The organism is Serratia sp. NPDC087055, assembly GCF_044900985.1.
In the GTDB taxonomy this organism is placed as follows: Bacteria; Pseudomonadota; Gammaproteobacteria; order Enterobacterales; family Enterobacteriaceae; genus Serratia.
Window position 1 is genome coordinate 265824 of the sequence record NZ_JBJDOG010000001.1, and the last position, 25999, is coordinate 291822.

Sequence of the window (25999 nt, forward strand, 5' to 3'; positions counted from 1 at the left end):
TTAACCACTGATGGTGCGAAGTTTAACCAAACGCACTTTTTTCTGCATTTTTTTGAATGAAACGATAGACATTTCATAACGGTAGCGCTAATATCTGCGCCCATTGGAAGGATGGCCGAGTGGTTTAAGGCAACGGTCTTGAAAACCGTCGAGTGTAACAGCTCCCAGAGTTCGAATCTCTGTCCTTCCGCCAAATTTAGCCGGCTTAGCTCAGTAGGTAGAGCAACTGACTTGTAATCAGTAGGTCACCAGTTCGACTCCGGTAGCCGGCACCATATAAGCAGTACAGACGTTTAACACGTCTACGAACCCCAATAATCTTAAAGATTACTGGGGTTTTTTGTTTTCTACGCGTGTCGCGCCAGCCCCACAAGCACTGCCAGAGGCAAATTTTCATGAGCTGCAACTTGATGCATTATGATTATGGTTGCTTGGATTTAAAAGTCTCGCCTATCTGCACATACATAGTGAAAATAGTTCAAGTGAACTGTTTTGGCGAGTTGGAGTAATAAAAAACCCAGCAAGTAACACTGGGTTCTGGCGGCACATCGGTTAACTTCCCTTCAGTCTATAACGACAGGCCTGTTGTTTTTTGTCTCACTCCGAGCGATCACATTCTTACCCAGTTTAATTCCTGGTTTTTCGATATATTTATACAGCAGTGTCGCTATACCATAAGTTATAGGGAGGATAATGGCAGATGCAAATATAAAGCGGGTGACAGCGGAGAACTCTGCAAAATTCGTGTTTGATAGAAGGAAAGCAACAACAGGAATAACGATTAACAAATGCAGTAAATATACGGAGTAGGAAACATCTCCCATATATACGCTGAGTTTGTTTGTTAGTAGCCAGCGAGGGAAGCGTAGTGTATTTTCAGTGTTACTGCCTGCCTTTCGCGGCCAGAGGATGGTTGCCATCATAAGGATCATGCCAACCTGGGCAAGTATATGGGATGCCCTCACATCATTTTGCATATAGATGCCGATGCTTGCAAGGGCCGCAATCACAGCAAAAAACACATACCACATACTCATTCTGCGTATGGCCTCAGCAATAAACATGCCTGCAATGAACAAGTGCAGTTTAATCAGAATCATTGAGGGCATTGGAAAAGCTGCAAAGTAATTCGGGGTTAGGTATTTGGCGAGTGCGCAAAGAACAATGACCGCGAAACAGGCTCGGACAAAGCCCAGCTTCATTACGGCTAACATAATGAAGGGGAATAGGAAATAAAACTGCATTTCCAGACCGATACTCCAGTCAGGCAGTACAGTATTAAATGAGTAGCTTGGTAGAAAACCAAATATAAAGGTCACATGAGTAAATACGTTTAAGAACGAAGAGTCACTGTAACGTGAACTATTAGTTTGGGTTTCGCTGTAGAAATGACCGATAACGTCACGTGCCTCACCGAAATAGCTACCAAATACGATGGCTAAAATTAATAATACATAGTAAAGGGGAGCAATACGGAAAAAACGACGTAACCAGAATTTTTTAAAGGTGGCACTTGAAGTCCAGGGTTCTTTTTCTTTTCGCTCCACATAATTTTTTGCCATCAGATAGCCAGAGAGCAGAATGAATAGGTCAACACCGATTGCTGGATCGGACAGTATCGGAAAATGAAAACTGGTTAAAACACAAATATGACCTAAAACAACCCAGAGAGAAGCTAACCCACGCAACCCCTCCAACTCTTGTGACCATTTTTTAGCAGGTTGCATTGGTAAGCCCTTCTGAACAGTATTTCATTAACATTGATCCGTCTATAGGTGAATTTTTTGTTAGCTTGATAGTATAGCAGGCCCACTTGGAATATTTACTGCGGTAAATCTGAATATGTGTTTGATAGCTTCTATAGGGCGGGGCGCTTTACCGAGAATGTTTATCGACATAAAAAAACCAACCGCAATGGTTGGTTTCCATAAAGTTTCTTGGTTGGTATGAGAGGATTACACGCATCTTTGATGCTTCCCCTTTGGGCCGTTGCTAAAGCAAACTGAGCTGACTGCGCGTGGTTCAAACCTCCTTCGAAGGTTCACATCCATTTAAACACAGGTATTCAAATTTGGTCGGCATGAGAGGATTCGAACCTCCGACCCCCGACACCCCATGACGGTGCGCTACCAAGCTGCGCTACATGCCGATACTATGGAAAATTATACTACCTGTTCCAAACGCCAAAGCAAGAGTACATACGCCTGACTGCTTGTATTTTAAGCGGTTAGTTGGCGATGAAACGTTTCACGTCGGTCAGCACCTGCAGCAGCAGGGCAAGTTGCGGCTTCTCGTCTTTTATCTCGTTGTCATTCTTGTCGTATGCGCGGTAGGTGCCATTGTTGTCCAACACCAGGGTTTGCGTTGGCGTGGTGATAACTAACAGATTGTTATCACCCGTGGCAATCCAGTTGTTCCTGCGCTGCGCGGTAAACAGGTCTTCCCCTTGAGAATAGTCATTAGGGGCGGTTTTCACGTGCAGCAGGCGTTGCATCAGGGTGCGCATGACGTCGTTATGACCGGTCAGTTTATTAATGGTCTGCGCCGGGGTGCCTGGCCAGTGGATGATCAACGGCACTTGTAACTGTTGCTGGTTGAAACTGCTGCCAGCCCCCCAATTGCCTTTGCCGGTATCATTAAACTCAACGCCGTGTTCTGCCGTAATCACCACAACGGTTTTATCCAGCATGCCGCGCTCTTTCAGCGTGCTGATGACCTGTGCAATTTGTGCGTCCACATCTTGCGCGCCTGCGCGGTAACGCTGAATAAAATCGGCGGGGGCAGGGGTTTTCTCATCGGCCGCAGGTTCGGCGCCGCGGAAATTGATGTAAGAGAACCACGGGCCATTGCCGCTCTGGTCGGTCAGCCAGTTTTGCCACTGCTGCGTAGTGACCGCATCGTTTTGCTTGATCGGTGTAGGCAGCGAGAAGTCTGTCAGCAGCGCCTGTCGGTAAAGGCTGGCATTGAAGCCATCAGATGAGAACAAACCAAACTGATACCCTTGGGCGCTGAGCGCACTGACCAGCGCTGAGGGTTTGCGTGACGCAAGGATGCTGTCCAGATAGGTTGGTGAAATGCCGTAGAACAGGCCAAACAGACCGGTGTCCGCATGATTACCTGAGCTGTAGTGATCGCTGAAACGGACATTTTCCTGTGCGAAACGGGTAAGGGCAGGCATATCCTGCTTCATGTCCTGCTCCCGTACGCCATCCACCACGATCATCAGCAGGTTATAACCACTGCCTTTGTCGCTATAGCTAAGGTCGCTAAGCGGGTATTCAACCGCAACGGCCTCTGGATTCCCTTGCTGTACCAGGCGGCGTTCATATTCTTGCGAATCGAGCAGCCCGTGTTTCTCAAGGAATTTTCGCGCGGTCATTGGGTATGACAGCGGCAGATTGGCACGCTGCATGGTGATCGGGCGATAAAAATTGGCGTCAGCCCAAATATAAATCAGGTGCGATGCAAAAAAGGCACTGATGAACAGCACGGCCAGTGGCTTGCCGAAACGTTGACGGTTCAGGCTGCGCAGCTTTTGCCAGCTCCAGGTACCAAACAACATTTCCACCAGGAAGATAACGGGCACGCAGATAAACATCAGCTGCCAGTCACGCGCGAGCTCACTCTGGTCGGGGTTGATCACCAGTTCCCATACGACAGGATTAAGGTGAAGGTGGAAGTGCGTAAACACTTCGCTGTCTACCAGCAGTAACGTGAGCCCGGTCGTGGCCAGCGCGGCGGAAATAAACCGCAGCAACCGCTGCGACATCACCACAAAGGTGAGCGGGAATATCACCAACAGGTAGCCAGCGAAAACGATAAAGCTGAAATGCCCCAGTAAGCTGACCAGGGCATAAACCCGACCCAGCAGGGAAGAGGGCCAATCGGTGACAAACAGGTAGCGGCTGCCTAGCCCGAGGGCAAGCAGAATATTGAATAAGGCGAACCAGTGCCCCCAGCTAATCATCTGGGAGACTTTTTCACGATAACGCTGACGGTTTGTCACCATAATTATTTATTAATGCGCTTTATCTTCACGAATAGAAGCTTGCAGAGCTTCTGCAAACGATCTTGCCAATGTTTTCCGCTGCGCGGGAGCAACACTGGTGTTGATCAGATTAGTTACCATGTTGCCCAGCACCATCAGAGAGAGATCGGTGGGAGTATGGTGTTTTTCCAGAACATTAACCAGCTCAGAGAGCAGCTGTTCAACGTGTTCGTCACTGTAACGGGATGATTGTGGCATAAAATTGCGCTTCGTAGCCTGACAAAGTCCCATATCTTACCGTATAGGGCAGTGATTTTCCGCTCTTTTATCGATCCCCTTCATACTTGGTGCATCAGCAGTGCCGGCTATTTTGGATTCCTCGTATCGTCTGAGGGATCTCCCCCTGCACGCAGCGTTCAAATCTGCACCTATCAGGCTTAGCCCAACAACAACGAACTGGCCTTCGTTCATCAGGACTCCCACCTTTTCCGTCTTGTGGCAGCGCCAATACCCTGGGAAATTGCCCTTTCAATTTCACCTTTTTACCGGTCTTAAAAGTTGCAGGGCGGGGACTTCAGTGTTTGAATACGCGGCTAAAGAACAGGAGGATTTACCATGAGTCTGGATATCGACCAGATCGCTCTGCACCAGTTGGTCAAACGCGACGAACAAACGCTGGACGTAGTGCTGCGCGACTCTCTGCTTCCCACCAATGCGGCGGTGGAAGAGATGATGGAAGAGCTGCACCGTGTCTACAGTGCCAAGAGCAAGGCCTATGGCCTGTTCAATGAAGGCAGTGAGCTGGCGGATGCGCTGCGCACCTGCCGGAAGGAAGATAAGGACTTTCTGGCTTTCAGCCGTGCGGCGACGGGCCGTCTGAGCGATGAACTGGCCAAGTATCCGTTTGCTGAAGGTGGCGTAGTGCTGTTCGGCCAGTACCGTTACCTGGCAGTGGAGTACTTGCTGATCGCGGTGCTGAACAGCCGTAACAGTTCGCGTGTAAATGAAGAGCTGGATATCAACACCACCCATTATCTGGATATCAATCATGCCGATATCGTGGCGCGTATCGATCTGACCGAGTGGGAAACCAATCCAGAATCGACCCGCTATCTGACGTTCCTGAAAGGGCGCGTAGGCCGTAAGGTCTCCGATTTCTTCATGGACTTCCTGGCGGCGTCTGAAGGGTTGGACACCAAGGCCCAAAACCGGGGTTTACTGCAGGCCGTTGATGACTATTGCGCCGACGCGCAGTTGGATAAAAACGAGCGTCAGTCGGTGCGTCAGCAGGTTTACAGCTATTGCAATGAACAGTTGCAGGCGGGTGAAGAGATTGAACTGCAAGAACTGTCGAAAGAGATCGCGCCGGTAGGCGAAAAAGACTTTATGCAGTTCTCCAGCGAGCAGGGTTATCAGTTGGAAGACAGCTTCCCTGCCGATCGCGGTACGCTGCGCCAGTTGACTAAATTTGCCGGCAGCGGCGGCGGTATCAGCATGAACTTTGACGCCATGTTGTTGGGTGAGCGCGTTTTCTGGGATGCGGCCACTGACACATTGACGATCAAAGGCACACCGCCGAACCTGCGCGATCAGTTACAACGTCGGTTGAACAGCGGCAACAAATGATGTCGCCGGATCGCAGACAATAAAAAACGCCGCAATTGCGGCGTTTTTTACTTCGGCGTCCCGAAAAGCTCGAATACGTTGCGATTACGCGCGAACGAAGTCGATGTGGGTCAGCTTCGGCTTGAACGGGTGACGCTGTACAGCCTGAACTTTAACTTTGGTTTCTTTACCGTCGATAACCAGAGTTACAGCTTCGCTGTAGAATTCTGCTTTGGCTTCCATGTTCTTAACAGAATCATGGTCCAGCTCGATGGAAACTGGAGCTTCTTCGCCACCGTAAACGATAGCTGGGAATTTATTTGCTGCACGCAGGCGGCGGCTCGCACCCTTACCCTGGTCTTTACGTACTTCTACATTGATAGTGAACATTGTTTTTTCTCTTAAAAGAAAATTTACCCTGCTACAGGCGACCCAGTAGCAAGTTCGATTTACCCGTTGCCGTCCAGACGCTAGCCTGTAATGCGTAAGGTCTAACCTGCTTTAGCGCCGGGCGAACCCAGGCAAAGCGGGCGGCATTTTAACGGAAAGCCGGCCACAGGGCAATGGAAACCTACCCGATGTGCCTGCAACCAACATCAATACAGTTCATTGGCACGGCGGAAGCGGCCTTGATAATCGAACACTTTTTCCCGCACCTGCCAGAATTGCCCGCGCTTGCGTGCCACCACGAAATCCGGATGGCGTAGCAATGTTTGTTGAGCCAGCACGTCGGCAGCCGTTTGCCAACTGAACGGCACCCCCGGTGCGCGCTGGTGGGGGCGTAAGAACAGCATCTCGAAGGCTTTACGCTGCGCCGGTGTCTGTAACCGGAAACGTTCACCGGTGCTGGCGCCCTCTTCGTCGTAATAGGTGGCCTTCAACCATTCGCCTTTTTCATCGCGACCGCTTTGCAATTCCATGCCGCCACAGCGTAGCACCAGAGCATCTTTTAATTTCAGCGCTGCCTTTAGCATATCATCGGGATCGACTAACACCTCTTGGCACTGGTGGCAGCGGCGGGCCGCAATGTCGTTTTCAGCGCCACAATGTGGGCAAATTTTGAAGCGGAAACGGTAGTCGCATTGTTCGCGATGGCCTTCATCGTCCTCCAGCCAGCCTTGGCAGCGGCGCCCGTAGTGTTCGATGATATCGCCATTCTCGGTGCATTTGCCCCAAAACAGGTTGGCGAAACCGCAGCCGGGACAGAACACCTGTACCGGTTGGCTATCACTGTGTGGCTTACTGACGCCCACTTCCGGCGTGAACAGATCGTGTGGATTACCGGCATAATCGAGGATCAGACAATCCTCTTTACCGGGTGATAACCGCAGCCCACGCCCGACAATTTGTTGATACAGGCTGACGGATTCCGTCGGGCGCAAGATGGCGATCAGATCGACGTGCGGTGCATCAAAACCGGTGGTTAACACCGCCACATTGACCAAATAGCGCAACTGTTGCTGTTTGAACGCCTCAATCAGTGCATCACGCTCGGCGGCAGGGGTTTCGGCGCTGACCAGTGCGGCTTCGCCCGCTGGCAGCAAGCCGTGAATTTCACGTGCGTGTTCAACGGTGGAGGCAAAAATCATCACTCCCTTGCGGGTTTCAGCGTATTCAACGATCTGGCTGATGATGTGTGGCGTGATGCGATTTTGTTGTTTTAGCTCACGGTTCAGGTCAACTTCACTGAACAATCCGTTGCTTCTGGCCTCCAGGCGGCTGAAATCATACTGTACGATGGGCATATCCAACCGTTCCGGCGGGACCAAATAGCCATTCTTGATCATATAACGCAGCGGCAACTCATAAATGCAGTCGCGAAACAGGCTGCTGGCATCGCCGCGAGTAATACCATGATAGTGGTACTGATAAATCCAGCCTTTGCCCAGCCGGTAAGGGGTTGCAGTCAGGCCCAGCAGGCGTAACTGCGGATTGGTTTTTTGCAGATGCTGGATAATCTGTTGGTATTGGCTGTCGTCATCGTCGCTGATGCGGTGACATTCGTCGATAATCAGCAGGGAAAACGCGCCGTCGAACAGCGGCAAGTTACGCGCCACAGACTGGACGCTGCCGAACACCACCTTACCGGCACTGTCCTTTTGCTGTAGCCCGGCAGCAAAGATATCTGCATCCAGCCCATAGGCGCAGTATTTAGCGTGGTTTTGTGCCACGAGTTCCTTTACGTGGGCCAGCACCAAGACGCGGCCGCGAGCGCGTTTCGCCAGTTCGGCAATCACCAGGCTTTTGCCCGCGCCGGTTGGCAGCACGATCAGCGCCGGTTGCGGATGCTGGCGGAAATGTTTGATGGTGGCTTCGACGGCTTCCAACTGATAGGGGCGTAGAGTAAAGGCCATAAATTAACGCCTTGAATTGATTGGGGCTGTCAGGAACAGGTTTTGTAACATCTGAAACCAAAAAAACAGTGACATTTTACTCCCCTGACGGCCAAATAATTTCTATATTATGCCTTCTGAGCGCTCGCGGTGCGAGACATGTGGAAATTACCTCTGTCAGGGGGCCGTTTCCGCCGCTATACTCGTGTGACAGTAATCGCTGTTTCCCCCCCTTCGATCCTGCCCTGTTGCATTTGGTGCAACTGCGGGTGTCATATTTTAGCAATACGATCAATGCGATCATAACAACGACAGGCAAAGCAGATTCAATGCGACTGGACAAGTTTTTATCTCAACAGTTAGGTGTTAGCCGCGCGCTGGTAGCGCGTGAACTTCGGGCAAAACGCGTCACCGTGGACGGTGAAGTGGTGAAGAGCGGCGCACTTAAGCTGACGCCGGAGCAGGAAGTGGCGTTTGACGGTAATCCTCTGCAGCGTCAGAACGGCCCACGTTACTTTATGCTGAACAAACCACAGGGTTACGTCTGTTCTACAGACGATCCCGATCACCCGACGGTGCTGTATTTTCTCGATGAGCCGGTTGCCTATAAGCTTCATGCTGCTGGCCGCCTGGACATTGATACCACCGGTTTGGTGCTGATGACCGATGACGGTCAATGGTCACACCGTATTACCTCGCCAAAGCACCATTGTGAAAAAACCTATTTGGTGACGCTGGAACATCCACTGGCGGACGATACTGCGCAGCAATTTGCTGAAGGTGTGCAGCTGCATAACGAAAAAGATCTGACACGGCCTGCGCAACTGGAAAAAATTGAAGACAAACTGGTGCGTTTGACCATCAGCGAAGGGCGTTATCACCAGGTTAAACGTATGTTTGCGGCGGTCGGTAACCGCGTTCTCGAGCTGCATCGTGAACGTATCGGTGCCATCGTGATGGATGACGATTTGGCTGAGGGCGAATACCGTCCATTGACCGAAGAAGAAATTGCCAGCGTGGGTGCACCGCATCTGCAGGATTAATTCATTATTACACTACGGCTGATGAAGGAGTCGTCGAACGTGCTACAGAACCGGTCATCTCACCTCGGTTTGATTTTTATTCTGGGCCTGCTGTCCATGTTGATGCCGTTGGCTATCGACATGTACCTGCCCAGCATGCCGGTGATTGCTAAACAGTTCGGCGTAGAGTCGGGTAGCGTGCAGATGACGCTCAGCGCCTATATGCTCGGTTTTGCTTTGGGGCAGCTGTTCTACGGACCGATGTCGGACAGCATTGGCCGCAAACCGGTGATCCTGTGGGGAACGCTGATCTTCGCCATTGCCGGCGGAGCCTGTGCGATGGCGCAGTCGATCGATCAACTGATCAACCTGCGCTTCCTGCACGGGCTGTCGGCTGCGGCGGCCAGCGTGGTGATTAATGCCCTGATGCGCGATATGTTCACCAAGGATGAGTTCTCGCGCATGATGTCGTTTGTCATTCTGGTGATGACCATAGCTCCACTGCTTGCCCCGATGATCGGCGGTGCGTTGCTGTTGTGGTTCAGCTGGCATGCGATTTTCTGGACGATGGGCGCGGCAGCCCTGATCGGCTCGCTGTTGGTTGCGTTCTTCATCAAGGAGACGCTGCCCAAAGAGCGGCGGCAGAAATTCCATCTGCGTACCACGTTAGGCAACTTCGGTTCATTGTTCCGCCACAAGCGAGTGTTGAGCTATATGCTTGCCAGCGCCTTCTCCTTTGCCGGTATGTTCTCGTTTCTCAGCGCCGGGCCGTTTGTGTATATCGAACTGAATAACGTTTCACCACAACACTTTGGCTACTATTTTGCGTTGAACATTGTGTTTTTGTTCCTGACAACGTTGGTCAACAGCCGCAATGTCAGGCGACTGGGGGCGGTCAAGATGTTCCGCCTGGGGCTGTTTGTTCAGTTGGCGATGGGGTTATGGTTGTTGGCGGTGAGTGCCGTGGGCTTGGGTTTCTGGGCGCTGGTCATTGGCGTTGCGGTGTATCTGGGCTGTATCGCGATGATCTCATCAAACGCCATGGCGGTGATCCTGGATGATTTTCCGCATATGGCGGGCACGGCCTCTTCACTGGCCGGGACGCTGCGTTTCAGTATCGGTGCGCTAGTGGGGGCAGTGTTGGCTATGGCACCGGGCAAGAGCGCATGGCCAATGGTTTCCTCCATGGCGTTGTGCAGTATCGTTGCCGTGCTGTTCTATTTGTATGCCAGCCGACCACGGCATAAAGCCTCGCCTGCTACCCCGTAATGTGATTATACCCCCACTCAAGGTCTCAACAAATGTGGGCTTGAGTGGGGTAAACTTTCCGTCCTCTCCCTTCTCAAATATCCAATGGCAAAAAAACTGGCTGCTAAGCATCAGCGTGCTAATTAAATGTGCGCTGAGAGGGCTGTGTTTTTTTTGTTAAAAATAAGGCTCGTTCTATGCCGGAGAACCGCAGGGTGTAACGCGGTATGTTTTGTCTGGAAATTACGCTTAATTTGATTTAACGATAATGATAATCAATTAGTTATCTCATTGTGACCTTCTGATGTTCGAGGTTAAATGTTTCTGCAATGTAAAATTATAAAGAGCAAAAAGTAGCCGTATTGCAAGAAAAAAGAGTTGTGATCGGGACGGGAAAGGGTTACATATAACGCAAAAATGCGAGCTGAGTCGCAAAATGCCGTGAAACGACACCGCACGGCGCATGAAAACACCATGACATCAGCACGCGCAGGTCTAAGTTAATTAGTCGTGACAAATTTACATTTAAATAACATTTGTACGCGGCAGAGTCGGTAGTCAGCGGCTATAACTTAGTAAGCCTGTCAGGAAAAAAGTGTTTCATCTTTTCAAACTAGGGATTTCATGTGGAAAGTATCCAACTTTCGGTAGTGCATCGCTTGCCGCAAAGTTATCGTTGGCTATCAGGTTTTACCGGCATCAAGGTTGAACCCATTCCGCTCAGCGGAATAGACGAAGATAACAATCTGATTGGCCTGAAATTACTCAGCCATGAAGGGGCTGATGCGTGGCAGGTTATGCAACAGCTTAATCTGTCTTTGCAAGAGATTCAGGTGGATTGCGCCGTTGTGGAGTGGGAAGGACAACCTTGCCTGTTCGTGCAACGCTGTGACGAAAGCGCAACCATGTGCCGCTTAAAAAATGTAGGCGCTGCGATTGCTGAACCTATGAGCGCCCAATACCCATTCTGATCCCGTCGCTAGTCCGCCAACTGTAACAGTTGCTGCGTGTAAGCGGCGGCGGGCGAAGTAAAGATCGTCTGGCAGTCACCTTGTTCGACCACCTCTCCCTGCCGCAGCACAATCACTTGATGGCACAGTGAACGCACCACCTGTAAATCATGACTGATAAACAGATAGGCCAGCCGGTGGCGTTGCTGCAGCGATTTCAACAGCGTCAGGATTTGTGCCTGTACCGATTTGTCCAACGACGAGGTCGGCTCATCCAGGATCAGTAACTGTGGCTGTAAAATCAGCGCGCGTGCGATGGCGATGCGTTGACGCTGCCCGCCGGAAAATTCGGTCGGGTAACGGTGGCGCAGGGCAGGATCCAGCCCGACCTCCTGCAATACAGCTATCACCCGTTGCTCTCGTTGCTCGGCGTTTAACGTCTGATGAACCTCTAACCCTTCGGCTATGATTTGCAGCACATTCAGCCGTGGATTGAGTGCAGAGTAAGGATCCTGAAACACAATCTGCATTTGGCTACGGTACGGCAGCATTTGTTTCATGTTGAACTGGTGTAACGGCTGACCGTTAAACCACACCGCACCGCCAGCGTTCAGCAGGCGCAGTAACGCCAGCCCGGTGGTGCTTTTCCCTGAGCCAGATTCGCCCACCAGGCCGATGCTTTCACCCGCCCTTAATTCAAAACTCAGCCCTTTCAGCGCGTAATTGTGATCAATCGTACGGCGTAACAGCCCGCGTTTGATCGGGAAACTGACTTGCAGATTTTCCACCTTCAGCAGTGGCGCGGCATCTGCCGGTAGCGGTAATGGCACACCGACATCTTCTGCCGCCAACAACTGCTGGGTATACGCGTGTTGTGGCCTGCTGAACAGATTGGAGCGGCTGTTTTGTTCGACGCAATGGCCATGGCGCATCACGGCCACATTGTCCGCCAGGCGGCGCACAATATTCAGGTTGTGGGTGATAAACAGCAGCCCCATGCCCATCTCTTGCTTTAGCTCTTTCAATAACGACAGGATCTGTGCCTGAATGGTCACATCGAGCGCGGTAGTGGGCTCATCGGCAATCAGCAGTTTGGGCTGGGTTAACACCGCCATGGCAATCATCACCCGCTGACGTTCGCCGCCGGAAAGTTGATGCGGGTAGTCTTTTAATCGGCCTTTAGCGTTGCGGATACCAACGCGATCCAGACACTGGATAACCTCACCACGCGCAACGTCGCGTCGCATACCGCGATGCAGCGCCAGCACTTCCGTCAGCTGTTTCTCAATCGTGTGCAATGGATTGAGCGACACCATCGGCTCCTGGAAAATCATCGAAATCTGGTTACCGCGGACCTTGCGGAGTTCGGCCTCTGGCGCATGCAGTAACGAATGGCCATTAAACTGGATATCACCGCCGGTATAGATCACGGGAGGCGACGGCAGCAGGCGCAGTATCGATAAAGCCGTGACGCTTTTGCCCGAGCCGGATTCACCCACCAGTGCCAGCGTTTCTGCTTTTTCTATCTGCAATGAAATGCCATTGACCACCGGATTCAGTTGACCTCCCTGGCGGAAAGCGACGCTGAGATCCTGAATTGAAAGCAAAGGAGAGCTAGCCATATCAATGCGCCTTGCTGGGGTCAAAGGCGTCGCGAACCGCTTCGCCGATAAAAATGAGAAGAGACAGCAGTACTGCCAGCACCAGGAATGCGGTGATGCCGAGCCAGGGTGCCTGAAGATTGTTCTTTCCTTGCAGCAACAGCTCACCCAATGAAGGTGAGCCGATTGGCAGACCGAAACCAAGAAAATCGAGAGAGGTCAGGGTGGTGATTGAGCCGCACAGGATAAAGGGTAAAAAGGTCAACATGGCCACCATCGCATTGGGCAGCATATGGCGATACATAATGACCCTGTCTTTTACCCCCATGGCACGCGCGGCGCGGATATAATCGTAGTTGCGGGTGCGCAGGAATTCGGCGCGTACCACACCCACCAGGCTCATCCAGCCAAATAAAATGGTAATACCGAGCAACCACCAGAAATTGGGCTGTACGATGCTCGACAGCAGGATGATCAAAAACAGCGTCGGCATGCCTGACCACACCTCAATAAAGCGTTGGCCCCACAGATCAACGCGGCCGCCGTAATAGCCTTGCATCGCGCCCACACAGACACCAATCACGCTGGAGAATAGCGTTAGCGCGAGCCCAAACAGCATTGATATACGAAAGCCATACAGTACGCGGGCCAGCACGTCACTGCCGTTACTGTCGGTGCCCAACAGGTTATGGCGTGAAGGGGCCGAGGGGAAGGGCACGTCAGTAGCGAAGTTGATGGTGTCGTAACTGAAGCGAATTGGCGGCCAAACGGCCCATCCGTGGTTGTCTATCTGTTGCTTTACGAACGGATCCTGGTAATCGCTAGTGGTATGCAGTTCTCCGCCGAAGGTGGTCTCGCTGTAGTCAAAGATGAACGGCAAATACACATGGCCTTCGTAACGGACGAGCAAGGGTCTGTCGTTGGCAAGCAGGTTGGCACCTAAGCTGAGAGTAAACAGCACCAAAAAAATCCACAGTGACCAATAGCCACGACGATTACTGCGAAAACGCGCCCAGCGGGCCTGATTTATCGGGCTTAGACGGTTCATTGGCGTGCCTCGAAATCAATGCGCGGATCGACCAGGGTATAGGTGATGTCGCTGAGGATATTCAAGAGCAGGCCAATCAGGGTGAAGATATACAACGTGCCGAACATGACGGGATAATCCCGTTGCAGGGTGGCGTCGTAACCCAGTAACCCCAGCCCATTGAGCGAGAACATCACCTCGATCAACAATGAACCGGTGAAGAACATGCTGACAAAGGTCGCCGGGAAGCCTGCGATAACCAGCAGCATCGCGTTTCGGAACACGTGTCGGTAAAGGATTTTCTTCTCGTCGAGCCCTTTAGCGCGTGCAGTCACCACGTACTGTTTGCGGATTTCATCGAGAAACGAATTCTTGGTCAGCATCGTGAGCGTGGCGAAACCGCCAATCACCGTCGCCAACACCGGCAGTGTGATATGCCACAGGTAATCGGTTATTTTGCCGTACCACGGCAGGGTATCGAAGTTGCTGGAAACCAGACCGCGGAGTGGGAACCAATCGAGGTAGCTGCCGCCGGCGAACAGCACGATCATCAGAATGGCGAACAGGAAAGCAGGAATAGCATAACCGATGATAATCAGGGTGCTACTCCAGGTATCAAAGGCGCTGCCGTTATTGACGGCTTTGCGGATACCCAGCGGTATCGACACCAAATAGATAATCAGCGTGCTCCACAACCCCAGCGTAATAGAGACAGGCAGGCTATGGCCAATCAGCTGCATTACTGACGCACCGCGAAACAGGCTGTCACCAAAGTCAAAGCGCATGTAGTTCCACAGCATGGTGAAATAGCGCTCGTGCAAGGGTTTGTCGAAGCCATAACGTTTGGTGATCTCGGCGATAACCTCCGGATCCAGGCCGCGCGAGCCGCGGTACTGGCTATCCGTCGCGCTGCCGACACCGATGCGTGCATGGCCCAGTTTTTCACCGGCGCCACCGCCGCCGAAACCGCTGCTTTGGCCCATTTCAATGGCAGCAATGGCCTGATCGACCGGCCCGCCAGGGGCGATTTGCACGATGAAAAAGTTAATGGTGATGATCGCCCACAGCGTGGGGATAATCAGCAACAGTCTGCGAATCAGATAAGCCGCCATCGCAGACTCCTTATTGCTGTTGGGCCGGTAAACGGGCCGCCTTGTTAACGTCAAACCACCAGTTGTCGAAACCGATCACGTAGGCAGGGCGAATTGGCGGCGTAGAGAATTTGTCCCAATAAGCATAACGGTCGTGATTGGAATACCACATCGGCAACATATATCTATTCCAGGTCAGTACCCGATCCAGCGCCCGGCCAAGTGGCAGCAGGGCTTTTTCATCGCCCTGATGTGCGGCGATCTGCCTGACCAGGCTGTCGACCGCCGGATCGGTGACACCTGAAGTGTTCCAACTGGAATCAATATATTTGGAGTCCCAAAGTGTCAGGAGGCTGGTACTGGGGAACGGCATTGCCATATAGACCGTTGGCATCATATCGAAATCGCCGTCGCGCATGCGTTTGGTAAATTGAGATATGTCGATCTCACGGATCTGCATATCAATGCCCAACCGTTTCAGGTTGTGCTGAAGCGGTAATACGTACTGGAAGTTGCTACCGCTAAGCAGCATCAACTCAAAGGTGAACGGTTTGCCGGTTTTGCTGTTCACCAACTGCTGGTTTTTCACTTCCCAACCGGCCAGCTTTAACAACTGAGTGGCCTTAAGCAGGTTTTGGCGATCGTTGCCGCTGCCGTCGGAGGTCGGCGGCTGGTAAATACTGGTGAACACTTCAGCCGGTACTTTGCCCTTCAGCGGGGCCAACAGCGCCAGTTCAGCCGCGTCTGGGTAACCACTGGCCGCGTATGGCGTGTTTTGGAAATAGCTGTTAGTCCGTTGATAGGCGTTGTAATACAGCGCCTTATTCATCCAATCAAAGTCGAAAGCCAACGTGAGTGCTTCCCGCACCCGAGGATCGGCGAACAGCGGGCGTCTCATATTGAAGGCCAGCCAGCGCGTGTTTTGCGCCGCCTGGTTGGTTTCATCTTGTTTGATGATGTAGTTACGGGCGAAATTGCCGCCCTGATACTGCGTGGCCCAGCTTTTTGGCGAACCTTCGATACGGAAGTCATAGGCACCGGCCTTGAAGGCTTCCAGCGCGACTTTGTCGTCGAGGTAGTAGTCGTAACGAATGCTGTCGAAATTAAAGCGGCCGCGGTTGACCGGCAGATTGGCGGCCCAGTAATCGCGCACGCGTTGGTAGGTAATGTATTGGCCAAGCCGATAGCTGGCGATCTTATAGGGGCCGCTGCTGAGTGGCGGCGTGTTCAGCGGTTCATTCAGCTTATGATCTTTCCAAAAACTTTGCGGCAAAATGGGGAGGCTGAACAGCCCGAGCAGTTTGTCTTTATCCGGCTGAGGGAATTCTATACGCACTGTCAGACGTGAGATCGCCTTCACCGTAATGCCTTTATACAGCACGCGAAATTGCGGTACGCCTTCGGTCATAAACTTATTAAACGTGAAAGCCACGTCGGCGGCGGTAATGGGGCTGCCGTCGTGGAAACGGGCGCGGGCATTAATATCCAGCTCTACCCAGCGCATATCCGCAGGGAAGCGAGCAGATTCGGCAATCAGCGGATAGTAACTGCCGATTTCATCGTCTGAGGTGGTGAACAGCGTGTCATACAGCGCGTCGGTCCGTTCGCCGGGAACGCCGCGTGGGGCATAGCGGTTAAAATTATCGTAGGTCCCGATGGCTGCCAGCCGCACATCGCCCCCTTTCGGTGCCGCCGGGTTGACGTAGTCATAATGGCTGAAGTCAGTGGCGTATTTCGGTTCACCGAGCTGGGCGAAAGCATAGCTTTCATTGAGGGGTTCAGCCTGCAGGCCAAGGCTCAGTGCCGAGAGCACCAGGGCAGCAAAAACGCGTATGGACATCTTAACGGTAAGCTCCTGCTGTAAAGTCAGTTAAACCTGCGGCCGGCAGGCCATTTTTTGCCACGCAGCAGGGTAAATACATGAGAGAACTCACGCCTTGAGTGCCTGATAGTCAAATACGGGATGGGCATTGCAATACGCCATGAAGTTATCGATGCTCAAGGGTTTGCTGTAATAATACCCCTGCATAAAGTTGACGTCGTGCTCCTGTAGGAAGTGCACTTGTTCGGCTGTTTCAACCCCTTCCGCCACGGTTTGCATCTTCAATTTTTTGGCCAGTGAAATGACCGCGTCCAGAACGGGTGCCGTGACGGTATCCCGACCGATCGAGTTAACGAAGCCGCGGTCGATTTTCAGGTAATCCATGCTAAATCGCTCCAGATAAATCAGTGCACTGTGGCCGGTACCAAAATCATCAATAGCGATTTCAATCCCCTGCTGGTGCAGCCAGTCGAACTCTGTCAACGCACTGTCTTCTTCCACCATACCGCGCTCGGTAATTTCAAAGACCAGCGTAAAATAGTTGCACGGTAATTGGGCCAGCAGTTCATACACATCGTGATGGAAAGAGGGCGCACTGAGATGTGAAGGGGAGATGTTCAACCCGAGTTTTGCCCCCTGCGGCAAAGCCGTTGCCAGTTTAGGGGCGTCTTCGGCAATCAGGCGGAACAGGTGGCGTGTCAGTGGCACTATCAGCCCTTCGCTTTCGGCATAGGGGATAAATAAATCTGGCGGTATACGCCCTTCGATGGGGTGTTGCCAGCGGATCAACGCTTCCAGGCCACCAATGGCGCCGGTTTTGGTATGAAAGACCGGTTGATACTCGATAAAGAACTCGTTGTACTTGATGCCACGCATCAGGGCGCGTTCCGGGCTTTGGCGCAACAACAGCATGTAGTAGCACAGCACACCGATCATCACCGACAGGATCAGGCTACCCAGAAGGGTTAGCCTGATATCGTTGGGCGTCAGCTTTTGGTTATAAAACAGAATGGTCATCGGCGTGCCGGCGATGGATATACGGTCGGCCTGCTCGTTGGGCAGTTGGTTAACCGGCATCAGGTTTGGGCTAAAACTGGTGAGGGCGCGATCGCCGAGAATAATGGCAATGCCTGTCGCCCGATCGGCGGTGGGGCTGAACATTTGTTGGGGCATTAGCCCAATATCCAGCGTAGCCAGTATACCGGTATCTTCCTTGCCCGGTTGGCGTAACCACACCGCGACGGCGGGTTTTCCCGGCACTAATGGCGTACCCTGCTGTAGTTTGAGGTCCAGCGGCTGTTGTTGGTTTATTTCCGGATAGATGCTTTTCAGCGCCAGCGTCATGTTGCCGGTAGCGGAAGAACAGTAGGCAATGCCGTTTTTTACCAGCATAAAAGTACGTACGCCGGAATGGAAAGCTGCTTGGTAGGTAATATCCGGTTGGCTGGTTGCACAGGATTGTTCGGTTAACGGCAACAATTGCTGCATGATTTCCGTTAACTCATTAAAGATTTTGAGAGTGAATTCTTGCGTGCGTTGTTCCACCACACGTTGATATTGCGTACGCTGGTGGCTAATCAAAGAAAGCGTAATAGCCATAAACAGGATAAAAAACACCAGGGCTACAATGCCGCTTTTAGCCAGGCTACGTCTTCTGTGCGAGACATGGCGTGCAAATGCCCTTTTCAAGCCCATAAACCTGCCCCCTGAGCACGGCGTATCAAACTGTTTTTGTTATAAAGTGACTGCGTAATATATCCCAATGCTGGTCTTGCAGTCATTATTCATCGCACATCTCGCGAATGACAATCGGCCGATATGGCCCACTAACGCATTATTGGCGTTATCTCCATTTGACGATAATAGGTGAGTTTTTCATCTGAGGTGCAGTTTCCCGAAAATAATATCGCGAAATAAATAAGGGGAGGGCAGCAGAAAGCCAATCGAATCGATCGCTGATAGCGCAATGATGTCTCAAGGTTAGGCGGGGCAAAAAAAAACGCTGCCCGAAGGCAGCGTTCTATCGCTCGTTTGGTATTCAGGACAATCAGGTTGGTACCGTCAACTGCGGGTAAGCACTCGGCGGCCTTCACGATAACGTTTATCCCAGTAGTTATCGCTCAGTTTTGAAATCATCACGCCGTTACTGGTCGAGGCATGAACAAATTGATCGTTACCTAAATAGATGCCGACATGGCGTCCGGTAGAGCCGGCGCGGAACAGCACCAGATCGCCAGGACGCAGTTTGGTACGCAAGATCTTCTTGCCAACGTCTTCCTGTTCATAGGTTGAACGCGGTAAATCCATACCAAACTGTTCACGGAAGGTGCGTTGTACAAACGCTGAGCAATCGATGCCGCGCTTGGTTTCACCACCTAAACGGTAGCGAACGCCTTTCCAGTCTGCATACTGGTCCATAATTTTTGACTTAACGTCAACGTTACGGACCATTGCTTCGAATTCATCCTGAGAGGCTTGCAGTAAAAGACCATCTTTGTCATTAACTGCACGCATCTCAGTTTGTGCGTTATTCAAGTTCGAAGTGTGAGTCGTGCTACACGCGGAGAGCATTACCGCTGCGGCAATTGCAGGTACTACCCGCAAAAAATATCTCAGAAACGGTTGAGATTTGACCATTGTTGTTGTTTTCCCTTGAAGTCCTTAACGACGAAAGTCGCTACCTGAAAAATGCCAAACGGAACGAGACTAGTCTGCTGCTGTTTACTCGACAATCGCTTACCGTTCAAAACGTGCTGGAACGCACATTTTTAATCGATTTGACGCTGAGTTGAGTTAAACCAGGCACAAACGCATCCGAGATTACCGTAACGAATTGGGGATTGCGAGCCTTTTTCCGCCCTTTTTTATATGAATTTGTGATGTAACATAATGTAAATCTTCATATAAAAAACGCTAATCGTTCGTTGTGCTGGTTTTGCGTCAATTCAGGCGGCGAAAGCGTTAACGCGATGATGTGCAAATAAGCAGAAAACGGTGAGGGAATCATCAGGAGGCCGGTCGGCCTCCTGCGGGGTATCACGATTTGTTATGGCTGCGATGGGCGGTGCTTGCCAGGCAGCATATCGTTCAGGCGCTGAATCAATACATCACTGAACGGAGTCATCAGACACCAGCTGGCGCCAACCAACACGACAGACAGTGAACCAACGGCGATATCCGTAAACCAGTGGGCGCCAATCATCACGCGTGGTAATGAAAATACCAAGGTGATCAACAGCGCGACGATAAATGCCCGGCAGTTAAAGTAGCGCAGCATGAAGCATGAAAAAATCATCAGCATCATACCGTGATCGCCAGGGAAACTGTCACTGGAAGCGTCTTTGGTAGGAATGCCGGTCAGTTCACTGACGCGGTTGATATTCTCAAAGCTCAGCGACGGGCTAGGGTGCTTGACCGGCAGCAAATGCCCAAGCTGGTTCAACACCACGGCAGTCAACAGCATAACAACGCCGGTGATCAATAAACGGCGACGGCCTGCGGCATTTTGCTGCAGGTAAAAAAACAGATACAGCAACCCCATTGCGAGCAGTGACATTACGTCAAATGCACGGTTATTGGTAATGGCCACCAAATGCAAAAAGTTGGAGTCAGTGGCTAAATGACGATTGAAAAAGAAGAAAATGGAAGAGTCCACAGTAAACCAAACACCGTGGTTAGCCGGCAGGAACCAGGACAGAAACAGCGCAATGCCCAGTAAATTGAAAAAGATGATGAAGGGTAAATTGCGGCGAGTCATGGCATAACCTGTTGTAAGTCTATAAATAAAAAGGGTGCTAACGGTAAAGATTTCAACTTAAACGAATAGTAAACAGCTTGGCTTGTAATGTGTTCCAGTCGGCGTTCTCGTTGTGAATGAGTTCAATTCGGCTGTCCAGTGGTGCCACTGGGCGTGTTTCGATACTGAGATCTTGTCCCTGACGGTTGATCAATAATGTGCCTTCAGCAATGCGTACCACACCTTTGGCGCGTTCAACGGGGGCCAGGCGTATCCACTCCATAATGCCAACGGTATCGAATACGGTGTCGGCATCAAAGATCCAGCCGCAGCTGGTAAATCCCTGCCCCTGATTGAGTGCTCTGCGCCAGCGTGACGTTTCCGGCAACCGCAATGCGGCCAGGCCTTGCGTTTTGGCATGGCTATGATGATGTTGTGCATCCGGTAATTCTGTGCGATTTGTGCGAGGCTGTTCGAGCCAGGCAACATCTGCTTGTCCCTGTGCGATCGGATAAAGCGGGCGTTGCCGGGGATCCTGCGCCGCCCATTGTTGCAAGGCCAGCAGATCCTCGGGGTGATAAGTATCGCTTTTGCTCGCCAGAATAATGTCTGCGGCTGCCAGTTGATCGCGGAAGTTTTCATTTTCGCGGTAGCGTGGTTCACTGAGCTGACGTGCGTCCAACAGACAGAGGGTGGCTTGCAGGTCAATCCAGCCGGCATAACTGTCTTGTGTCAGCAATGACAGAATCTGTTTTGGATGACCGAGGCCGGTCGGTTCGATCAGTAACCGGTCAGGTTTGCTTTGTTGCAGGAGCATGTTAAGTCCAACCTGCATTGGCAGCCCGTTAACGCAACACATGCACCCCCCCGGGATCTCCTTCAACACTGCGCCGCTGTCTGCCAGCAATGCGCCGTCGATACCGATTTCACCGAATTCATTTACCAGCACGGCCCAGCGTTCGTGTTCCGGTTTGTTTGCCAATAAATGACGTATGGTGGTGGTTTTACCACTGCCGAGGAAACCGGTGATCAGGTTAGTTTTGGTCATGTATTATTCCTGATGTTAATAATTTCGACTGATCAATAAATAAGCCACCTGTTTGGCTTGAGTACAAGAGGCTGCCCAGCTTGCTTCAGGTCACAAATTTAGCAGGTTAGAATGCGATATTTAACTGGCCAAATCGACGATAATTTGTCGGAAAATTCTTAGCAAAAACCATGTATTAGCCATGGATACTGATTGTTAGTAGCTTGTTTTTTCTTTGTTAATTGCCCGATTACCCGCCAAATAATTACCCTGACCTTGCGATTATTCTTAAGAAGATCCTCTATGTTTAAATTGGCTTAACAAAAAAATGAGGTTGCCATGAATGTCTTTCGGTTATTTTTGATCGTAGGAATATTGTTTTCATGGACGGCAGCAAGTCATGCAGGAACCACTGGCGGGGTTATTCGTTTTGTCGGTTCTATTGTGGAAAGCCCCTGCGCGGTGAATGTCACCGATTCAACGGCCAATACGCAATGTTACCGCAATGGGCAGTACTATCAAGGTCAACAGGCCCTGTCAAAATTTGATGATACACGCAAAGAGCTTCCACTGAATTTAGGCACAACCGAAATGCGGTGGGTGGATCAACAGAAAAAACTTGCAGTAATGACGGTAGTTTATCGTTAAGTCGTTCGGCCATGCCGGATGAACCGTCCGGCATGGCCATTTTCTCTGTACGTTAAAAAAACGATTCCCAACCTTTATTGCAATTGCACCATTGCCGGCCAGCGATATTACGCCAGCTGCGTCGACACCCAGTTTTTTACCGTTTCCCGTGCGCCACGATCGCGCAGTGACAGATAAGCGCGAGTCACCGCCGCGACAAAATCCTCATTACCTGGCAATTGTTCACCAAAAATACTTTTTAGCCCCAACAAGGCGATCACGCGTTGTTCATCGTCCGGCGTTGCGGCGACGACCTGCTGGAGCGTTGCCGACAGCGGATCGCGGATATCTATCGGTTGGCCGGCATCATCGACACCACCGACATAGCGCATCCAGGCTGCCACGCCTAACGCCAGACCTGCGTAGCTGCCGCCATGCTGCAGATGCCAGCGCACAGAGTCCAACATGCGTTGCGGCAGTTTTTGCGTACCGTCCATGGCGATTTGCCAGGTACGATGCTGCAAGGCAGGGTTGCTGTAACGTTCAATTAACTGTGTCGCGTAGGCTGCCAGATCGATACCGCTGACGCTGAGGGTTGGCGCCTGTTCTGCCAGCATCAGGTGATGTGCGGCATGGCGATAAGCCTCATCGCCCATGCAGTCGTTTATATATTGATAGCCTCCCAGATAACCGAGATAGGCCAAAAAGGAGTGGCTGCCATTGAGCATGCGCAGCTTCATTTGTTCGAACGGCAATACGTCGTTCACCAACTGTGCGCCAGCCAGTTCCCACGCGGGGCGCCCCGCGACAAAATTGTCTTCCACCACCCATTGAATAAAAGGTTCACAGGCGATGGCACATTCATCGCGTACCCCGCCGAGTGCATCAGCCACTTCATTCAGCGTATCTGGAGTAGCGGCTGGAACAATGCGGTCGACCATGGTGCTGGGGAAGCTGGCGTGTTGGGTAATCCAGTCGGCCAGAGCGCCGTCGCGCACTTGTGCTAATCCGACTATTGCATTGCGTAGTACATGGCCGTTTTCTGGAATATTGTCGCAAGAAAGCAGGGTAAAGGCGGGCAGACCACGTTCACGACGCAGGCGTAGCGCCTCTACCAAAATGCCAGGAACCGTTGTGGGCTGCTCGGGATGGGCGAGATCGGCGAGGATCGCTTGATGCTGAAGATCCAACTGCCCAGTGCCTGGTTCAATGCAGTAGCCTTTCTCGGTAATCGTCATCGAGACAATCGCCACCTGAGGCTCCGCCAGTTTTTCCAGGACGGCGCCTATGCCTTCCAGCTTGCGGTGAACGCTTTCATGCACAGCGCCGATGACGATAGCCTGATCGCCAGCCGCACCTTTCTCCAGCACGCTATACAGATGATCTTGCTGACGCAGCGTCTGGAATAACGCATCGCCGCCAAACAGACTGATCTCGCAGATCCCCCAATCGCCCCCCTGACGATTCAATACCCGATCGGTCAGCAGTGCCTGATGGGCGCGGTGAAAGGCACCAAACCCAATATGCACCATGCGGCTTTGTAATGCGCTGCGTGCGTAGTGCGGTTGCTGGACGGCATCGGGAAGCGGTGAGTTGGCGATCGTCTTCATGCAAAACTCCAAAGCTGAGTAAAAGATGCTGGCAGGTAACTTCTTAAAAGTTATCAGACCAGTTTTTTTTGCGCTAAGGGGCGTTTTTTTCACCCTTCCGCACGCGGGTTATCTGACGCAGTGTAAGGCTGCCAGCGTATCAATAACATGTCTCAGTCGAGAATAAGCCAGATTCGTGAAGTGGATCAACCAATCGTCGTTTCGCTTTTGACAGACAGATGTGAAAGAGTAAGGTGAAAGATAACCGATATCTATTTAAATTTGGTATAACAAGATTGTCGACACTGTACGATCTTTATCCCTTCTGCAAGATTGGGTGATTTTTTATAAGGATAAATAATGGAACAAACATGGCGTTGGTATGGGCCGAACGATCCTGTCTCTCTTGATGATGTCCGTCAGGCTGGCGCTACTGGCGTCGTCACTGCATTGCACCATATTCCGAATGGCGAGGTGTGGCCGATCGAGGAGATCAAGGCACGTCAGGCACTGCTGGCGGAAAAGGGGTTGGTGTGGTCTGTGGTGGAAAGCATTCCGGTGCATGAAGAGATCAAAACCCACAGCGGCAATTACCCGCAACATATCGCCCATTATCAGCAATCGCTGCGTAACCTGGCGGCCTGCGGCATCGATACCGTTTGCTACAACTTTATGCCGATCCTCGACTGGACACGCACAGATCTGGAATATGTGTTGCCTGACGGCTCGAAAGCGCTGCGTTTCGATCAAATCGCCTTCGCGGCTTTTGAACTGCACATCCTGCAACGCTCAGGCGCAGAGCAGGATTATACGGCGGAAGAGCAGGCGCAGGCCGCCGAGCGCTTTGCCGCCATGAGCGCTGCGGAGATTGCCACATTGACCGGCAATATCATCGCTGGGCTGCCGGGGGCAGAAGAGGGCTATACGCTCGATCAGTTCCGCGCTCGTCTGGCGGAGTACGATGGGATCGACAAAGCGCAACTGCGCGAAAATATGGCGGTGTTTCTGCGTGCAATCGTTCCGGTGGCGGAAGAGGTCGGGGTCCGGCTGGCGGTGCATCCAGACGATCCGCCGCGGCCAATCCTTGGTCTACCGCGCATTGTCTCGACCATTGACGATATGCAGTGGTTCAAGCAGACCGTCGACAGCCTTTATAACGGCTTTACTATGTGTACTGGTTCCTATGGTGTGCGTGCGGACAATGATTTGGTGCGGATGATTAAGACCTTCGGCGATCGTATCCACTTCACTCACCTGCGCGCCACTTGTCGTGAGGAAAACCCGAAAAGCTTCCATGAAGGTGCGCATCTGCAAGGCGATGTCGACATGGTGGCGGTGATTGAGGCGATTCTGAGCGAAGAACAGCGGCGTCATAAGGCAGGCGATCGGCGACCAATCCCGATGCGTCCCGATCATGGGCATCAGATGCTGGATGATTTAAAGAAAAAAACCAATCCGGGTTACTCGGCGATTGGCCGTTTGAAGGGGCTGGCGGAACTGCGCGGTGTCGAACTGGCGCTCAAACGCCGCTTCTTCCCTGAGTTGCCGTAACGGGGAAAAGCTGCGCCGAAACCCGGAATAAGCGTTATCGGCGCGGCCAATTTTCGCCCAAGCACTGCCCGGACGGAAAGTGGCAAGCAATAGCTTATTCAGCCCGGCTCATGTAGCGACGTTCAGCAATATGAATGCGGATTTTGTCACCGGCGCTGAGGTACTCTGGCACCTGAATGGTCAGACCGGTCGCCATGGTGGCCGGTTTGTTTCGGGCACTGGCGGATGCGCCTTTGATGCCTGGAGCTGTCTCCACAATTTCCATATCCACGGTTTGTGGCAGTTCCAACGCTAACACTTGACCGTCCAACGTCAGTACCTGCATGCCTGGCAGACCGGCTTCAGGAATAAACAGCAGCTCGTCTTCGATCTGGTCTTTCTTGAAGATATACGGGGTGTAATCCTCGTCATCCATGAAGACGTACTCTTCGCCATCGATATAAGAGAAGTTCACCTTACGGCGGGACAGGCTAATGGTATCCAGGATATCGTCGCCCTTGAAACGTTCTTCAACCTTCAACCCGGTACGGACATCCGAGAAGCGCATTTTGTATAAAGTGCTGGCACCTCGTGCACTTGGGCTTTGGACATCAATGTCTCTCACCAGCAGCAGTTTGCCGTTGTAATTGATCGCCATGCCGCGCTTAATTTCGTTAGCCTTTGCCATATAAAATAACCTGCAATGAAGAGTATTTGGGAAGTTGCGACACGTTACTCGCGCTGTTGATTTCAGGCAAGTAGATCGAGCAAAAACAGTGAGAGAAAGGGGGATGGCGGGCGCC

21 protein-coding genes, 3 tRNA genes and 1 other RNA gene are annotated in these 25999 nt (G+C 51.8%); 8 read left to right on the plus strand and 17 right to left on the minus strand.

What is annotated here, in order from left to right; translation table 11 throughout:
- Window positions 1-105: 105 nt before the first annotated feature.
- Together ACI2J2_RS01200 and ACI2J2_RS01205 are read left to right on the plus strand one after the other, a co-directional pair.
- Window positions 106-193 (plus strand) — tRNA-Ser (locus ACI2J2_RS01200).
- Between the two features lie 6 nt (window positions 194-199).
- A tRNA-Thr gene (locus tag ACI2J2_RS01205) sits at window positions 200-275 on the plus strand.
- A gap of 288 nt (window positions 276-563) precedes the next feature.
- Here the strand turns inward: ACI2J2_RS01205 and ACI2J2_RS01210 are convergent.
- From ACI2J2_RS01210 to ACI2J2_RS01230, 5 genes are all read right to left on the minus strand, one after another.
- Window positions 564-1727 carry an acyltransferase family protein gene (locus ACI2J2_RS01210; RefSeq protein ID WP_404759238.1) on the minus strand — a complete coding sequence of 388 codons (1164 nt, stop codon included), beginning with the start codon at window positions 1725-1727 and terminating at the stop codon, window positions 564-566.
- 211 nt (window positions 1728-1938) lie between these two features.
- Window positions 1939-2068, minus strand: a non-coding RNA gene (locus ACI2J2_RS01215) — RtT sRNA.
- Window positions 2069-2072: 4 nt separating this feature from the next.
- Window positions 2073-2149: transfer RNA gene (locus ACI2J2_RS01220), tRNA-Pro, on the minus strand.
- A 78-nt stretch (window positions 2150-2227) separates the two neighbouring features.
- The gene (yejM, locus tag ACI2J2_RS01225; protein ID WP_209636104.1) at window positions 2228-4009 is read right to left on the minus strand and encodes an LPS biosynthesis-modulating metalloenzyme YejM; all 1782 of its coding nucleotides are present in this window, start codon (window positions 4007-4009) and stop codon (window positions 2228-2230) included.
- Between the two features lie 9 nt (window positions 4010-4018).
- On the minus strand, window positions 4019-4246 hold the full coding sequence (locus tag ACI2J2_RS01230; RefSeq protein WP_006317912.1) for a YejL family protein: 228 nt from the start codon (window positions 4244-4246) through the stop codon (window positions 4019-4021).
- Window positions 4247-4603: 357 nt separating this feature from the next.
- Here ACI2J2_RS01230 and yejK point away from each other — a divergent pair, with 357 nt between their 5' ends.
- Entirely contained in the window at window positions 4604-5614 is a 1011-nt protein-coding gene (gene yejK / locus ACI2J2_RS01235; protein WP_404759239.1) for a nucleoid-associated protein YejK, read from the plus strand.
- Window positions 5615-5698: 84 nt separating this feature from the next.
- Here the strand turns inward: yejK and rplY are convergent, their stop codons facing one another.
- Window positions 5699-5983 carry a 50S ribosomal protein L25 gene (gene rplY, locus ACI2J2_RS01240; RefSeq protein ID WP_020827785.1) on the minus strand — a complete coding sequence of 95 codons (285 nt, stop codon included), beginning with the start codon at window positions 5981-5983 and terminating at the stop codon, window positions 5699-5701.
- A 206-nt stretch (window positions 5984-6189) separates the two neighbouring features.
- Window positions 6190-7947: a DEAD/DEAH box helicase gene (locus ACI2J2_RS01245; RefSeq protein ID WP_404759240.1), complete on the minus strand. Its 1758-nt coding sequence runs from the start codon at window positions 7945-7947 to the stop codon at window positions 6190-6192.
- Window positions 7948-8255: 308 nt separating this feature from the next.
- Here ACI2J2_RS01245 and rsuA point away from each other — a divergent pair, with 308 nt between their 5' ends.
- From rsuA to ACI2J2_RS01260, 3 genes are all read left to right on the plus strand, one after another.
- A complete protein-coding gene (gene rsuA, locus ACI2J2_RS01250; RefSeq protein ID WP_209636098.1) occupies window positions 8256-8969 on the plus strand; it encodes a 16S rRNA pseudouridine(516) synthase RsuA in 714 nt (237 codons plus the stop codon).
- A gap of 39 nt (window positions 8970-9008) precedes the next feature.
- Complete coding sequence (locus ACI2J2_RS01255; protein ID WP_037420858.1) at window positions 9009-10217, plus strand: Bcr/CflA family multidrug efflux MFS transporter; 1209 nt, start codon at window positions 9009-9011, stop codon at window positions 10215-10217.
- A 605-nt stretch (window positions 10218-10822) separates the two neighbouring features.
- A complete protein-coding gene (locus ACI2J2_RS01260; protein WP_209636096.1) occupies window positions 10823-11167 on the plus strand; it encodes a YejG family protein in 345 nt (114 codons plus the stop codon).
- A gap of 8 nt (window positions 11168-11175) precedes the next feature.
- Here the strand turns inward: ACI2J2_RS01260 and yejF are convergent, their stop codons facing one another.
- The 8 genes from yejF to ACI2J2_RS01300 form a co-directional block, all read right to left on the minus strand.
- Window positions 11176-12768: a microcin C ABC transporter ATP-binding protein YejF gene (gene yejF / locus ACI2J2_RS01265; protein WP_265556574.1), complete on the minus strand. Its 1593-nt coding sequence runs from the start codon at window positions 12766-12768 to the stop codon at window positions 11176-11178.
- 1 nt (window position 12769) lies between these two features.
- Window positions 12770-13795: an ABC transporter permease gene (locus ACI2J2_RS01270; protein WP_404759241.1), complete on the minus strand. Its 1026-nt coding sequence runs from the start codon at window positions 13793-13795 to the stop codon at window positions 12770-12772.
- The gene (locus ACI2J2_RS01275) at window positions 13792-14886 is read right to left on the minus strand and encodes a microcin C ABC transporter permease YejB (RefSeq protein WP_209636090.1); all 1095 of its coding nucleotides are present in this window, start codon (window positions 14884-14886) and stop codon (window positions 13792-13794) included. The genes ACI2J2_RS01270 and ACI2J2_RS01275 overlap by 4 nt, the downstream gene beginning before the upstream one ends.
- A gap of 10 nt (window positions 14887-14896) precedes the next feature.
- Window positions 14897-16705 carry an extracellular solute-binding protein gene (locus tag ACI2J2_RS01280; RefSeq protein WP_209636089.1) on the minus strand — a complete coding sequence of 603 codons (1809 nt, stop codon included), beginning with the start codon at window positions 16703-16705 and terminating at the stop codon, window positions 14897-14899.
- A 90-nt stretch (window positions 16706-16795) separates the two neighbouring features.
- Window positions 16796-18382: a cyclic di-GMP phosphodiesterase gene (locus ACI2J2_RS01285; RefSeq protein ID WP_265556571.1), complete on the minus strand. Its 1587-nt coding sequence runs from the start codon at window positions 18380-18382 to the stop codon at window positions 16796-16798.
- Window positions 18383-18748: 366 nt separating this feature from the next.
- Window positions 18749-19324 (minus strand): bifunctional murein DD-endopeptidase/murein LD-carboxypeptidase, encoded by a 576-nt coding sequence (gene mepS / locus ACI2J2_RS01290; protein WP_037426774.1) that lies wholly within the window; start codon window positions 19322-19324, stop codon window positions 18749-18751.
- 409 nt (window positions 19325-19733) lie between these two features.
- Window positions 19734-20444, minus strand: a complete 711-nt coding sequence (locus ACI2J2_RS01295; protein ID WP_209636087.1) for a phosphatase PAP2 family protein — start codon at window positions 20442-20444, stop codon at window positions 19734-19736.
- A 52-nt stretch (window positions 20445-20496) separates the two neighbouring features.
- Entirely contained in the window at window positions 20497-21471 is a 975-nt protein-coding gene (locus tag ACI2J2_RS01300) for a CobW family GTP-binding protein (protein WP_404759242.1), read from the minus strand.
- A gap of 318 nt (window positions 21472-21789) precedes the next feature.
- Here ACI2J2_RS01300 and ACI2J2_RS01305 point away from each other — a divergent pair, with 318 nt between their 5' ends.
- A complete protein-coding gene (locus tag ACI2J2_RS01305; RefSeq protein WP_209636085.1) occupies window positions 21790-22098 on the plus strand; it encodes a type 1 fimbrial protein in 309 nt (102 codons plus the stop codon).
- A gap of 107 nt (window positions 22099-22205) precedes the next feature.
- On the opposite strand, the gene ACI2J2_RS01310 is transcribed toward ACI2J2_RS01305, so the two are convergent.
- Window positions 22206-23687: a mannitol dehydrogenase family protein gene (locus ACI2J2_RS01310; RefSeq protein ID WP_404759243.1), complete on the minus strand. Its 1482-nt coding sequence runs from the start codon at window positions 23685-23687 to the stop codon at window positions 22206-22208.
- Between the two features lie 339 nt (window positions 23688-24026).
- Here ACI2J2_RS01310 and uxuA point away from each other — a divergent pair, with 339 nt between their 5' ends.
- On the plus strand, window positions 24027-25217 hold the full coding sequence (uxuA, locus tag ACI2J2_RS01315; protein ID WP_265556567.1) for a mannonate dehydratase: 1191 nt from the start codon (window positions 24027-24029) through the stop codon (window positions 25215-25217).
- A 94-nt stretch (window positions 25218-25311) separates the two neighbouring features.
- Here the strand turns inward: uxuA and yeiP are convergent, their stop codons facing one another.
- Window positions 25312-25884, minus strand: a complete 573-nt coding sequence (gene yeiP / locus ACI2J2_RS01320; protein WP_209636080.1) for an elongation factor P-like protein YeiP — start codon at window positions 25882-25884, stop codon at window positions 25312-25314.
- Window positions 25885-25999 lie beyond the last annotated feature (115 nt).

Bases quoted from the DNA above. Each gene is read 5' to 3' on its own strand.
- ACI2J2_RS01305 (WP_209636085.1), top strand. From the start codon at position 21,790: ATGAATGTCTTTCGGTTATTTTTGATCGTAGGAATATTGTTTTCATGG.
- ACI2J2_RS01300 (WP_404759242.1), bottom strand. From the start codon at position 21,471: ATGACCAAAACTAACCTGATCACCGGTTTCCTCGGCAGTGGTAAAACC.
- yejK (WP_404759239.1), top strand. From the start codon at position 4,604: ATGAGTCTGGATATCGACCAGATCGCTCTGCACCAGTTGGTCAAACGC.
- yejM (WP_209636104.1), bottom strand. From the start codon at position 4,009: ATGGTGACAAACCGTCAGCGTTATCGTGAAAAAGTCTCCCAGATGATT.
- ACI2J2_RS01285 (WP_265556571.1), bottom strand. From the start codon at position 18,382: ATGGGCTTGAAAAGGGCATTTGCACGCCATGTCTCGCACAGAAGACGT.
- yeiP (WP_209636080.1), bottom strand. From the start codon at position 25,884: ATGGCAAAGGCTAACGAAATTAAGCGCGGCATGGCGATCAATTACAAC.
- yejF (WP_265556574.1), bottom strand. From the start codon at position 12,768: ATGGCTAGCTCTCCTTTGCTTTCAATTCAGGATCTCAGCGTCGCTTTC.
- ACI2J2_RS01270 (WP_404759241.1), bottom strand. From the start codon at position 13,795: ATGAACCGTCTAAGCCCGATAAATCAGGCCCGCTGGGCGCGTTTTCGC.
- ACI2J2_RS01275 (WP_209636090.1), bottom strand. From the start codon at position 14,886: ATGGCGGCTTATCTGATTCGCAGACTGTTGCTGATTATCCCCACGCTG.
- ACI2J2_RS01295 (WP_209636087.1), bottom strand. From the start codon at position 20,444: ATGACTCGCCGCAATTTACCCTTCATCATCTTTTTCAATTTACTGGGC.
- rplY (WP_020827785.1), bottom strand. From the start codon at position 5,983: ATGTTCACTATCAATGTAGAAGTACGTAAAGACCAGGGTAAGGGTGCG.
- rsuA (WP_209636098.1), top strand. From the start codon at position 8,256: ATGCGACTGGACAAGTTTTTATCTCAACAGTTAGGTGTTAGCCGCGCG.
- ACI2J2_RS01210 (WP_404759238.1), bottom strand. From the start codon at position 1,727: ATGCAACCTGCTAAAAAATGGTCACAAGAGTTGGAGGGGTTGCGTGGG.
- mepS (WP_037426774.1), bottom strand. From the start codon at position 19,324: ATGGTCAAATCTCAACCGTTTCTGAGATATTTTTTGCGGGTAGTACCT.
- ACI2J2_RS01310 (WP_404759243.1), bottom strand. From the start codon at position 23,687: ATGAAGACGATCGCCAACTCACCGCTTCCCGATGCCGTCCAGCAACCG.
- ACI2J2_RS01230 (WP_006317912.1), bottom strand. From the start codon at position 4,246: ATGCCACAATCATCCCGTTACAGTGACGAACACGTTGAACAGCTGCTC.
- ACI2J2_RS01245 (WP_404759240.1), bottom strand. From the start codon at position 7,947: ATGGCCTTTACTCTACGCCCCTATCAGTTGGAAGCCGTCGAAGCCACC.
- uxuA (WP_265556567.1), top strand. From the start codon at position 24,027: ATGGAACAAACATGGCGTTGGTATGGGCCGAACGATCCTGTCTCTCTT.
- ACI2J2_RS01280 (WP_209636089.1), bottom strand. From the start codon at position 16,705: ATGTCCATACGCGTTTTTGCTGCCCTGGTGCTCTCGGCACTGAGCCTT.